This is a genomic window from Dasania marina DSM 21967, from assembly GCF_000373485.1.
GTDB classification, from domain to species: domain Bacteria; phylum Pseudomonadota; class Gammaproteobacteria; order Pseudomonadales; family Dasaniaceae; genus Dasania; species Dasania marina.
The window spans coordinates 458,352-470,978 of sequence record NZ_KB891585.1; the positions used below are offsets into that span (position 1 = coordinate 458,352).

Sequence of the window (12,627 nt, forward strand, 5' to 3'; positions counted from 1 at the left end):
GGCTAGCAAGATTAAAACTCGTCCAACATGATGTTTTCTTTCTCTACGCCTAAATTAGTCAGCATACCGATAACCGCTGAGTTCATCATTGGTGGCCCACACATGTAGTACTCACAATCCTCTGGCGCTGGGTGGTCGTTAAGGTATTCATTTTGTAAAACATTATGAATAAACCCTGTTAAACCAGTCCAGTTATCTTCCGGCTGTGGATCACTTAAGGCTAAATGCCAAGTGAAGTTAGGGAAGTCTTTTGCCAGTTGATCGTACTCATCCGCGTAAAACACTTCGCGTACTGAACGAGCACCGTACCAGAAAGTAATTTTGCGATCGGTTTTCAAACGCTTAAGCTGGTCGAAGATATGTGAACGCATAGGTGCCATACCCGCGCCACCACCAACAAACACCATTTCGTTATCTGTTTCTTTCGCGAAGAACTCACCGAAGGGGCCCATTACCTTAACTTTATCGCCAGGCTTCAAGTTAAAGACCCAAGAAGACATTTGCCCTGGTGTTAGTGCCAAGTTATTCGGCGGCGGCGTAGCACAACGAATATTAAACTTAACAATACCTTTTTCGCCGGGGTAGTTAGCCATAGAGTAAGCGCGGATAATGGGCTCTTTAACGTTAGAAACAACATCCAAGAAGCCAAAGCGCTCCCAATCACCTTTGTACTCATCACCTAAATCAAAATCAGAGTACTTGACGGTGTGCGCGGGTGCTTCTAGCTGCACATAACCACCGGCACGGAAATCTACGTCTTCACCTTCAGGTAGTGTTAACACTAACTCTTTGATGAAAGTTGCTACGTTATCATTACTGGCAACGGTAGTTTCCCACTGTTTGATACCAAACACTTCTTCAGGTACTACTATCTTCATATCCTGCTTAACAGGGGTTTGACAGGATAGACGCAAACCTTCTTTAACTTCACGCTTAGTAAAGTGCGGCTCTTCCGTTGGCAGCAAAGAACCACCGCCTTCTGAAACGATACACTTGCACTGGGCACAGCTACCGCCACCGCCACAGGCCGATGCTAAAAACACACCGTTGTTCGCAAGCGTTTGCAGTAACTTATCACCGGCGGGAACCGACAAGGTTTTTTCGCCATTAATTTCGATATTGACGTTGCCTGAGCTCACCATGCGAGAGCGAGCAAACAGGATGACCACTACCAACGATAAAACGATGGTAGTAAACATCGCAACACCGAGAACGATTTCTGTATTCATAATATTCCTCTATCTTCTCGGTTAAAGGTCTATACCACCAAATGACATGAAGCCTAAAGACATCAAGCCAACGGTAATAAAGGTTATGCCTAAGCCTTGCAATCCAGCAGGTACATCACTGTATTTCATTTTTTCACGTATACCGGCTAACAACACTATCGCTAGCGCCCAACCGATACCTGAACCTAAACCAAATACCACTGATTCACCAAAGTCGTAATCACGCTCAACCATAAACAATGAGGCACCCATAATGGCGCAGTTCACTGTAATCAAGGGCAAGAACACACCCAAGGCGTTATACAAAGCAGGTACGAATTTATCTAAGAACATTTCTAACATTTGAACTAAAGCAGCGATAACACCGATATAGCTCAACAAGCCTAAAAAGCTTAAATCTACTGTCGCAAAGTCAGGGCTTAACCAAACTAAAGCACCTTCTTTAAGAAGATAGGCATAGATTAAATAGTTAACCGGTACGGTAATCGCCAACACCACGATTACCGCAATGCCCAAGCCTATAGCGGCTTGCATTTTTTTAGACAGTGCCAACAAAGTACACATACCCAAGAAAAAGCTAAGCGCCATGTTGTCGATAAAAATCGACCTAACTAACAAACTTAAATAATGTTCCATTACACACTCTCCTGGGCGCTAGTATTTTTCGCCATTTTGAATTCAGGAGTTTCAACTTGATCGACTTTAGCTGTGCGTAATGCCCAGATAAACAAGCCAATTAAGAAGAACGCACTCGGTGGCAATAGTAGTAAACCGTTAGGCACATACCAGCCGCCATCGTTAACCAAGGGCAGGATCTCGTAGCCCATTAATTTACCCGAGCCTAATAGCTCACGGAAAACCGCAACAAAAACCAATACCGCGCTGTAGCCTAAACCGTTACCTATGCCGTCAAAGAAGCTGGGTATAGGTGGGTTTTTCATCGCGTAGGCTTCAGCCCTACCCATAACAATACAGTTGGTAATAATCAAACCAACAAATACCGATAGCTGCTTACTAATTTCATAAGCGTAGGCTTTAAGCAATTGGTCAACCACGATTACCAGCGAGGCAATAATAACCATCTGTACGATGATACGTATGCTGTTAGGAATCTGATTGCGAATTAACGATATGCAAAAGTTAGAGCAACCGGTAACAACCGTTACCGACAAACACATAACTAAAGTAACTTTTAAGCTAGAAGTAACCGCCAAAGCAGAACAAACACCCAACACCTGTAAGGCGATAGGGTTGTTCTTAAAAATGGGGTCTATTAATGTATCTTTAATTGTAGACATTATCCGGCCTCCCCTGCACGTAAGTTAGTGAGGAATTTTTGGAAACCTAAATCGCCCAGCCAAAACTGAACAAGATTGGTTACACCGCGGCTAGTCAGGGTTGCACCTGCCAGGCCATCAACTTGGTAATCAGCGTTTTTAGAAGAAGGATCAACCGAACCTTTAATCAAATGTAACGCTACGTCATCATCCGCATAAACTTTTTTACCTGGCCAAATGGCTTTCCACTTAGGGTTGTCAACTTCGCCACCTAGCCCGGGTGTTTCACCGTGCTCGGAAAAGCCTAAACCAACGACAGTGTTACCATCATTTTCAAGCGCGATAAAGCCATACAAAGTAGACCACAAACCATAACCGCGTATAGGCAGTATGATGGTGTCTAGCTGACCCTCTTTCTCTATCAAGTAAACTAAGCTGTAGTTTTCCCTACGTGAGATTTTGGCTTGGTCTTGCTCGCCGGTTAAGTTCATAGACAAGCTGCGATCTTTAGCCGCGGCTTTCGGTTTAAAAGTTGCTGCGTCTATTTCGTCAGTAAACACCCCTTTGTTTAAATCAACAACACGGGTGGTGACCTGCTCAAACTGCTCAATAACCGGCGTGCCAGCTTCTAATAAGCCCGCTGCAGCCAGTATATTGCTTTGTTTATCAACCAGTTTATTGGCTTGCTGCCTGCTTTTTAATAAAACAGCAGAGCCGGCAACCACTAGTGAACAAACTAAGCACAGCACTAAGGCAACTGTAATGGTTTTTGATGTTGTTTCTTTAGACACGTGCAAGCCTCCGTTTGATATTCGCCTGAACCACAAAGTGGTCAATGAACGGCGCGAATAAGTTAGCAAATAATACCGCTAGCATCATGCCCTCTGGGAATGCGGGGTTAACCACACGAATGATCACCACCATAAAGCCTATTAGCAAACCAAAGAACCATTTACCGGTATCGGTCATAGCCGCAGATACGGGGTCGGTTGCCATAAAGAACATGGCAAAGGCAAAGCCACCTAATACTAGGTGCCACTCCCAAGGCATAGCAAACATGGGGTTGGAATCCGAACCTAACAGGTTAAAGACCGTAGAGGTAGCCACCATGCCCAACATCACGCCTACGACGATGCGCCATGACGCTATGCGCGTCCATAACAGAATCAAACCGCCGATAAGAATCGCCAAGGTTGAGGTTTCACCAATAGAGCCTTGGATGTTACCAATAAAGGCTTGGTTCCAAGTCATCGCCTGCTGTAAAGCAGCCATGCCATCACTGGCAGCGATTGATAACGCGGTTGCACCCGTGAACCCGTCGATTGCTGTCCAAACTGCATCACCTGACATTTGCGCAGGGTAAGCGAAGAACAAGAAGGCACGGCCCGCTAACGCAGGGTTTAAGAAGTTTTTGCCAGTACCGCCAAATACTTCCTTACCTATAACAACACCAAAGGTAATACCTAAGGCCACTTGCCATAAAGGAATAGACGGTGGGCAAATTAACGCGAATAAAATAGAGGTTACGAAGAAACCTTCGTTAACTTCATGGCCGCGCTTCATCGCAAACAACACTTCCCAGAAGCCACCTACAATAAAGGTAACCGCATAAACAGGTAGGAAGTACATGGCACCTAGCCACATATTATCCCAAATGCTGCTGGGGTCGTTGCCAGCAAACATGCCTAGCAAGGCATAACGCCAATCACCACTCACGGCGATAGAAGGGTCTACGGCTAAAATGTTGTTAGCTTGAAAACCAATATTCCACATACCAAAAAACATGGCGGGGAATACACATAACCAAACGGTAATCATCATACGCTTAAGGTCTATGCCGTCGCGCACGTGTGCCGTGGTTTTGGTGGTTGAGCTAGGGGTGTAAAAAATGGTGTCAGCTGCTTCGTAAAGCGCGTACCACTTTTCCCATTTACCGCCTTTAACAAAATGCGGCTCGATATCATGTAAGAATTTTTTCAGCGCCATGGGTTAACCCTCCTTCTCTATGCGAGTCAGGTTATCGCGAAGAATCGGACCATACTCATATTTGCCAGCACATACATAGCTGCATAAGGCTAGATCTTCTTCGTCAAGCTCTAAACAACCTAAAGCTTGTGCCATTTCTGTATCACCCACAATTAATGAACGTAGTAATTGGGTAGGTAAAACATCCAAAGGCATAACCTTTTCGTAGTTACCTACCGGTACCATGGCACGCTCGCTGCCATTGGTGGTGGTGGTAAAGTTGAAAAGCTTACCCTTCATAAACTGAGAGATATAAATACCTAGCGCCGAATGCTTATTAGCACCCGGAGACATCCAGCCCATAAACTCACGCTTATCACCTTCAAGCAGCACGCTGACTTGATTGTGGTAGCGGCCTAAGTAAGACACGGAAGCCTGCGCATTGCGGCCACCTAAAATAGAGCCACTGATAATGCGATTTTCACCCGCTTTACACTGGCCAGCGGTCAATTGCTGTAAGTCAGCGCCTAGGCGCGTGCGCACTAAACGTGGCTGCTCAAGCTGTGGGCCGGCTAAGGCGATAACGCGATCGGTGTATAGCTTGCCGTCAATGAAGGTTTTGCCTATAGCAATCACATCTTGGTAACCGATAGTCCAAGCAAACTTATTGGCGTTTACTGGGTCTAGGTGATGAATGTGAGTACCGGCCAAACCGGCGGGGTGTGGGCCTGCAAATTCTTCAGTGCTGACACCGGCAACGCTAGGCACATCAGTACCCGGGGCTTTACAAACAAAAACCTTGCTAGCAAGTTTGGCGATAACATTAAGGCCATCGGCAAAAGCTTGCTTTTGCTCAGCAATCACTACCGCTGGGTCAGCTGCCAACGGGTTAGTGTCTATAGCCGTAACAAAGATAGAGCTAGGCTGGCTGGCAGGTGCAGGTACACGGCTGTAGGGGCGCGTTCTAAACGCAGTCCACAGGCCAGTGTTAACCAAGTTTGCAACAGCGTCTTCACGGCTAACAGTCGCTGGGTCTAGCTGTGGGAAAGATTCAAACTCATCTTCTTCCACATCAATCACCAGTGATTGAAACACACGCCTGTCACCGCGGTTAATAGCCGAAACTATACCGGTGGCTGGCGCGGTAAATTGAACACCGTCAGTTTTCTTGTCAGTGAAGATTAGCTGGCCTGTTTTGACCCTATCCCCTGCCTGCACCGCCATGGTGGGTTTCATCCCAACATAGTCATAGCCGATTATCGCAACGGCCCTAGTTTTAGGGCCCTCTTGAATAACCTGCTCAGGTGCACCAGTAATAGGCAAGTCCAAACCCCGATTGATTTTAATCATAGGATGCCGATTCTCGTTTTAGTGAGCGTTAAGTGTAAATATTAAGGGAAACACGCTTAATAGTTTGAAATAGATGATAAATCACCCGAAAACCCCAGCGTAAGCATAGACTAAAATAAGTCACACATTCGCCAGAACCACAAACCGCAGGCGTACCTCTCCAAAAATGGGCGCAATTATAAAGATCTAGGCAAGGAATAGCTATACGTAAACCCCCTATTTAATTGATAACGCAGGGGTTTTAAGGGAAATTTACCAAGAAATTAGGGCAAATAGCGACTCTATGGCCGATGGTTATGGTGTTTCGTACAGTAAACAATAGTTTGAAAACAAGCTAGCTTAGGGGCTAGGTTTTGTAGGCCAACAGTATGCTCATAGTGAGAGCCAACAACAAGCCCACAGCTACCGGCTTATTCAGACTTATTTAGCAGCTGCAAAATATCCATAGGCAAAGGAAACACAATAGTTGAACTCTTGTCGCCGGCGATATCGGTCAAGGTTTGCATATAGCGCAACTGTATCGCCTGTGGTTGTTTCGCCAAGGTTTGGGCGGCGCTCAATAGCTTGGCAGCCGCTTGATCCTCACCCTCGGCATGTATCACCTTGGCGCGCCGCTCCCGCTCGGCCTCGGCCTGCTTGGCAATAGCCCGGATCATGCTCTCATCCAAGTCTATATGCTTAATCTCTACATTGGAGACCTTAATCCCCCAGGCATCGGTCTGTTTATCAAGGCTTTCTTGTATATCGGCATTGAGAGTTTCACGCTCGGCCAACATTTCATCTAGCTCATGCTTGCCCAACACAGAGCGCAAGGTGGTTTGGGAGAGCTGGCTGGTGGCGTTAAGAAAATCTTCTACCTGAATAATGGCCTTTTCCGGATCTATAACCCGTAAATAAACCACCGCATTGACCTTCACCGAGACATTGTCCCGTGAAATCACATCCTGAGTGGGCACATCCATCACCACGGTGCGTAAATCCACTCGCACCATTTGCTGCAATATAGGCACAACAATGATTAAGCCCGGCCCCTTTACGCGATAAAAGCGCCCCAGCATAAAAATTACGCCGCGCTCGTACTCCCGCAACACCCGAAACAGCGACAGTAATAAAATAGCGGCCAGCGCCAGTAAAGGGCCGTAATAATAAAGTGTGTCCATGTTATGCACTCCTATAGTTTTTCCACCTGCAGAATAACGCCGCCAGCGGCGATAACACGCACGCTATCATCTAGCTGCAACGCTGACTCACAACTTACCTGCCATAATTCACCCTGCAACTGCACCATCGCCCTACCCTTGTGCATGGCGCTCACTGTTGCAACTTGACCCTCTAATATCGACACACCAGAAACAAGCTTTTGCTTTCTCGCACGCATAATCATCGCCAAACCAAACACCAGCACCGCAGCACTAGCGGTGGCAACACTGAGTATTAATGGCAGTGCGATTTGGTAAGCCGGAATAGGGGTATCCATAAGAATAATAGAGCCTATAACAAACGCCGTGAGGCCACCCAAACCCAACACACCAAAACTGGGCACAAAGGCCTCTGCCACCATTAACATGACACCCAAGGCAATTAAGGCCAAACCCGCATAACTCACCGGCAACACCTGAAAGGCATACAGGGCCAGCAACAAGCTCACCCCGCCGACTATGCCGGGCAGCAGCGTGCCGGGGTTATAAGCCTCTAAAATTAAACCGTAGATGCCCAGCATCATCAAAATATAGGCAATATTAGGGTCGGTGATCACCATCAAAAACTTATTGCGCCAATCGGGCTGATAGCGGTGAATTTCAATGTCACTCAAGTTCAAGGTTAGCGGCTTACCTGCCACCGTTAACTGTCGCCCCTGTAGCTGCTGCAGCAACTCATCTACATCATGGGCGATAAGATCTATTACCCGCAGCTTAAGCGCATCCTCAGCGGCTAGGCTAGCCCCTTCCCGCACCGCCTTTACCGCCCAGGCCTTATTGCGCCCATAAAGATCCGCCAAACCCTCTATATAAGCCACCGCATCATTGATTAGCTTTTGCTCCATGGCATTACTGGGCTTGGCAGGGTTACGCTCCTCTTTGGAGTTATTGTTATTATCGTCTTCAGGTTTAGGCGCAGTAGGCAAACTAGGGCTGGCAATTTGTACCGGCGTGGCCGCCCCCAAGTTAGTAGCCGGAGCCATAGCCGCGATATGACTGGCATACATAATATAAGTACCGGCACTTGCCGCCCGCGAGCCGCTAGGGGCAACGTAACTGGCCACAGGTACCGTGGAGGCAATCAGCGTTTTAATAATGTCACGCATGGCGGTATCCAAACCGCCGGGGGTATCTATACGTATAACCACCAAATCCGCATGGGCCTGTTCCGCCTCGTTAATACCGCGTATTAAATAATCCGCCGAGGCCGGCCCCACCGCACCGCGCAAATCCAGCAGCCAGACAGAGCTGGCTGTGGCGCTGGTATTGAAAACCATTAACAGCAACCCTAGATAAAAAGCTAGCCCTACCCTTAAACCATGCATAGCCAGATACGCCTGTATCAATACGGTATGAAAAGTATAGACCCTTTAAAACCAACGGTTAAACACAAGCCCAAGCAAGCGAACCTGCGCCACTTTCTTATTGAGGTTATTTGCCTTACGCTCGTCTATAGTCCCTGCATCCATTTCAACAGCCACAGAGTACAAATATGCTTAAAAAAACCCTGATTTCGCTTATTTGCAGTTGCTTGCTAAGCGCTACAGTCACTGCAGACTCCACCAACATCTCTAGCAGTGTAGCCAGCAGCATTGTGAAAAGCTTCACTGTAAACAATATGCAGCCACCGCAAAGCTTTGGGCATTTTTTACAAGCATTAACAGCCGACGAGAAATCCCCGCAATTAGCAGAGAGCATCAAAGCCTATAAGGCAGGCGACTTAACAGACTCGCAACAGCAACAGCTATTTCGCCTACTCGGTATCTACAGCCAAACAAAATACGGCCAGCAAGCTATAGAGACTTTACGCCAGTTAGTCGCCATACCCACCTTTAAAACCGAAGGGATACCCTCACACCAAAGCCCCGCCATGAAGCAGATAGGTGCCGAATTAGAAGCTATTGCCGGCGACTTTGGTTTGCCGTTTAATAATATAGACGACCGCGTTTTTGAAATTACCCTACCGCAACAAACCGGCGGTAAAAATATTGCCTTACACGCTCACGCCGACGTAGTGCCGGTAAACCCTAGCTCCTGGGTATTAGATGACGGCACCCAACTAGATCCTTTTAAGCTTACCGAGATTAATGGCCGCTTATATGGCCGCGGCGCTGAGGATGATAAAAACGGTATCGTCGCCGTGTTATACGCTATGCGGGTTATTAAGGAGGAAGGCATTCCGTTGTTTAATACCCTGCGCTTACTAGTTGATACCACGGAGGAGTCTGACGGCACAGCTATCCCCTACTATCTAGAGCGTCACCCTACCCCCGATTACAACCTAGCCTTAGACGGTGGCTACCCGGTGGTGATCGCTGAAAAAGGTTATGGCACCCTAATGGCCAGCTTTACTGTGCGCGCTGTTAATCCTCAGCAAACAGCAGTGATTAGCGTGACTGGCGGCTTGGCCACTAACCAAATTCCCGCTAAGTCTATAGCGCAGTTTAAGCCTGCTACAAACATCGAAGCAGCCGCTTTAAAACAGCAGATAGACCGCTTAGCCAAAAGTTTTATCGCTGAGCATGGGGCTGACTTTAGTATTGATACCCGAATCAATAACAAGCTAATAGAAGTGATAGTCAACGGCGTGTCAGCACACTCATCCAAACCTAGTAGCGGCGTTAACCCAGTGTCACGCATGCTGCTGTTTATCGCGCACAACAAAGCGGCGTTAGCGCTGGGGGACAACCATATTAGCGATGCCGCCCAGTATGCCGCTGATAACTTTGCCCTGGATTATCACGGCAAGTTATTAGGGGTAGATTTTGCCGATGATTTTATGGGCCCGCTAACCATGGCGCTGACTTTTATCAGCCTGGACGATAAGCAATTACAGCTAGCGGTAAATCTGCGCGCGCCCAAAGGCAAAAGCCCTGAGCAGCTCAAAAGCGAAGTGAAAGCCAAGTTGGACCACTGGTTAGCGAAAACAACTATTGCGATGCGTTACAGCCATAGCCAACGCAAACCTATGTACCGCAACCCCGAAGGTAAATGGGTAAACGCCCTCCTGGATATCGCCACCGAAAACCTGAATATGCCACGCCGGTTTGGAAGCTCGGGTGGCGCCACCTCCATACACGACTTACCCAATGGCGTGCAGTTTGGCCTAGCGATGCCCGATCAAAAATACACCGGCCACAACGCCAATGAGTTTAAACGGGTAGAACAGTTTATGCTGGATTTACGCATAGTGACTGAGATGATGGTGAGGCTGGGAAGCATGCAAGAGCTGTAAGCCTGCATGCTTCTGGGGTCAGACCTGCGCAGCAGCTCTGACCCTCCCGATTAGATGGATCCCGGATCAAGTCCGGGATGACTAATCCTTAGGTCACCCCAACCCAAGCCCATGTTGACGTACACCTCACCTAGCTATTGATACATGCCACTAACAGGTCTATTATTAGCCCCATTAATAGGTCTTTTTGAGGTATACAACAATGGTACACACCATTCTTGCCGATGTAACAACCAGCGTATCAGAGCTTAAAAAAAACCCCATGGCGGTAGTCAGTCTAGGTGAAGGGTTTCCTGTGGCTGTGCTCAATAGAAACCAGCCGGCTTTTTACTGCGTACCCGCCGAAGCCTATGAAGCCTTAATGGATAAACTCGAAGATTTAGAGCTAGCCGCACTGGTATTGGAACGCAAAAGCCAGGAGGAGTTAGAGGTTAATTTGGATGAGCTATAAGCTGCTATTTAAACAACAAGCATTCAAGGAATGGCAAGCTTTAGATGGCACCATTAAAACGCAGTTCAAAAAAAAGCTGACCGATAGATTACAAAAACCGCGCGTAGAACCATCACGCTTAAGCGGCCTAAAAGACTGCTATAAAATTAAACTTCGCAGCGCAGGCTATCGCCTGGTCTATGAAGTAAGAGATAGCGAGATTGTGGTGATCGTTATTGCCGTGGGCAAGCGCGAACGAAATGCCGTTTATAAAAGCGCTGCCAAGCGGATATAACAACAAATAAAAATCATAAAAAAAGCCGCAACAAGTGCGGCTTTTTTTATGAAGAGTTTGCAAAGGGGTCAGACCTGCGTAGCAGCTCTGACCCCTAAGAAAGATTAATCTTCCTTAGGAAACACCCGATAATCAACACCAGCCAATTGCTCTAGTACACGGTGTACCTGACAGCTGTAACCAAATTCATTATCGTACCAGCAGTACATAATCACTTGATTGCCATTCACAATAGTAGCTTCGCTATCGAAGATGCAGGCGTGGCGTGAGCCCACTAAATCACTAGACACTACTTCCGGTGAGTTAGAGTAATCGACTTGCTTACGCAGTGGCGAATGCAAGGATATGTAACGCATATAATCATTCACTTCATCGACGGTAGTCTCGCTAGCTAGGGTTAGCTTTAAGATAGCCATAGAAACGTTAGGGGTAGGTACCCGTATCGCATTACCGGTTAGTTTGCCTTCCATTATCGGCAATACTTTCGCTACCGCTTTGGCAGCACCAGTAGAGGTAATAACCATGTTTAACGGTGCACTGCGGCCACGTCTGTCGGCGGTGTGATAATTATCAATTAAGTTTTGGTCGTTAGTGTAGGCGTGTATGGTTTCTACGTGGCCAGACACGATGCCAAACTTATCGTTCATCGCTTTTAATGGCGGTGAAATAGCGTTGGTAGTACAGCTAGCGGCACAGATAATGTCATCGGTTTCTTCGATGATGTCATTGTTAATGCCGTAAACAATATTTTTAATATCATCTGCCGGTGCGGTTAACAGTACTTTGCTCGCGCCGGGGCGCAAGTGACGCGATAGCGATTCTTTATTTTTAAACATGCCGGTGTTATCAATAATAATCGCATTATTAATACCGTAGGCAGTGTAATCAATTTCTTCAGGGCTGCCCGCGTAAATCACCTTCACTTCATTACCGTTGGCAATAAATGAGCTGCGCTCTTCATCGACACGTATAGTGCCTTTGAAGGGGCCGTGTACTGAGTCGCGACGCAATAAGCTTACGCGCTTAACCAAGTCGTTTTTGGCGCCACCTTGGCGTACCACAATGGCACGCAAACGCAGGTTTTCACCACCACCGGCTTTTTCAATTAATAAACGTGCCATCAAGCGGCCTATACGGCCAAAGCCGTATAAAACCACATCGCGTGGCTCAGCATCGGGGACGGGGGTATCGAGTATTTCTTGTACTTGCGAGCGTACAAAATCGTCTACGCTCACGCCTTGCGCTTTAGGACCCTCTTCATACATGACGGCAATACGGCCAGCATCGATATGGGCAATACTCAAATCTAGCTTTGCTAGCGCCTCAATAACCGGGAAGGTTTCAAACTCAGACAGTTCGTTTTCTTCAATTTGGCGAACAAAACGATGTGCTTGCATAATTTCAAGCACTGATTGGTTAACCAGGTTATGGCCGTAGATGTAGGTTTTAACACTGTTCTTGCGATAGAGTTTACCTACCAATGGGATCATGGCTTCGGCTAGGGCTTCACGCTCTTTCCAATCGGCAAAATAGTCATCGGGTCTTTCACGGTTGGCATCGTTAGCTGTCACTGCTGGTTACCTTTAATGAGGGCTATGAAATAAGCGCGTATTATCTGTATTCATCCCGCCAAGTTCAACCGCTTAG

General features: G+C 47.2%; 12 protein-coding genes. 3 read left to right on the plus strand and 9 right to left on the minus strand.

Going from position 1 to position 12,627, the window contains the following annotated elements; translation table 11 throughout:
- Positions 1–11: 11 nt before the first annotated feature.
- From nqrF to B067_RS0111685, 8 genes are all read right to left on the minus strand, one after another.
- Positions 12–1,229, minus strand: a complete 1,218-nt coding sequence (gene nqrF / locus B067_RS0111650) for an NADH:ubiquinone reductase (Na(+)-transporting) subunit F (protein WP_019530266.1) — start codon at positions 1,227–1,229, stop codon at positions 12–14.
- 21 nt (positions 1,230–1,250) lie between these two features.
- Complete coding sequence (gene nqrE / locus B067_RS0111655) at positions 1,251–1,865, minus strand: NADH:ubiquinone reductase (Na(+)-transporting) subunit E (protein WP_019530267.1); 615 nt, start codon at positions 1,863–1,865, stop codon at positions 1,251–1,253.
- Complete coding sequence (locus B067_RS0111660) at positions 1,865–2,527, minus strand: NADH:ubiquinone reductase (Na(+)-transporting) subunit D (protein ID WP_019530268.1); 663 nt, start codon at positions 2,525–2,527, stop codon at positions 1,865–1,867. Before B067_RS0111660 ends, nqrE begins: the two co-directional genes overlap by 1 nt.
- Positions 2,527–3,297 carry a Na(+)-translocating NADH-quinone reductase subunit C gene (locus tag B067_RS0111665; RefSeq protein ID WP_019530269.1) on the minus strand — a complete coding sequence of 257 codons (771 nt, stop codon included), beginning with the start codon at positions 3,295–3,297 and terminating at the stop codon, positions 2,527–2,529. Before B067_RS0111665 ends, B067_RS0111660 begins: the two co-directional genes overlap by 1 nt.
- Entirely contained in the window at positions 3,290–4,492 is a 1,203-nt protein-coding gene (locus tag B067_RS0111670) for an NADH:ubiquinone reductase (Na(+)-transporting) subunit B (protein ID WP_019530270.1), read from the minus strand. The genes B067_RS0111665 and B067_RS0111670 overlap by 8 nt, the downstream gene beginning before the upstream one ends.
- 3 nt (positions 4,493–4,495) lie before the next feature.
- Positions 4,496–5,821, minus strand: coding sequence for a Na(+)-translocating NADH-quinone reductase subunit A (locus tag B067_RS0111675; protein WP_019530271.1), 1,326 nt, complete (start codon positions 5,819–5,821; stop codon positions 4,496–4,498).
- A 410-nt stretch (positions 5,822–6,231) separates the two neighbouring features.
- Entirely contained in the window at positions 6,232–6,981 is a 750-nt protein-coding gene (locus B067_RS0111680; protein WP_019530272.1) for a slipin family protein, read from the minus strand.
- An 11-nt stretch (positions 6,982–6,992) separates the two neighbouring features.
- Positions 6,993–8,297: an NfeD family protein gene (locus tag B067_RS0111685; protein ID WP_205619970.1), complete on the minus strand. Its 1,305-nt coding sequence runs from the start codon at positions 8,295–8,297 to the stop codon at positions 6,993–6,995.
- A gap of 215 nt (positions 8,298–8,512) precedes the next feature.
- On the opposite strand from B067_RS0111685, the gene B067_RS0111690 reads away from it, so the two are divergent.
- From B067_RS0111690 to B067_RS0111700, 3 genes are all read left to right on the plus strand, one after another.
- Positions 8,513–10,255 (plus strand): dipeptidase, encoded by a 1,743-nt coding sequence (locus tag B067_RS0111690; RefSeq protein ID WP_019530274.1) that lies wholly within the window; start codon positions 8,513–8,515, stop codon positions 10,253–10,255.
- Between the two features lie 202 nt (positions 10,256–10,457).
- Positions 10,458–10,706 carry a type II toxin-antitoxin system Phd/YefM family antitoxin gene (locus tag B067_RS0111695; protein WP_019530275.1) on the plus strand — a complete coding sequence of 83 codons (249 nt, stop codon included), beginning with the start codon at positions 10,458–10,460 and terminating at the stop codon, positions 10,704–10,706.
- Complete coding sequence (locus B067_RS0111700; protein WP_019530276.1) at positions 10,696–10,980, plus strand: type II toxin-antitoxin system RelE family toxin; 285 nt, start codon at positions 10,696–10,698, stop codon at positions 10,978–10,980. The genes B067_RS0111695 and B067_RS0111700 overlap by 11 nt, the downstream gene beginning before the upstream one ends.
- 104 nt (positions 10,981–11,084) lie before the next feature.
- Here B067_RS0111700 and B067_RS0111705 read toward each other — a convergent pair whose 3' ends face one another.
- Complete coding sequence (locus B067_RS0111705) at positions 11,085–12,551, minus strand: glyceraldehyde-3-phosphate dehydrogenase (protein ID WP_019530277.1); 1,467 nt, start codon at positions 12,549–12,551, stop codon at positions 11,085–11,087.
- Between the last annotated feature and the right edge of the window lie 76 nt (positions 12,552–12,627).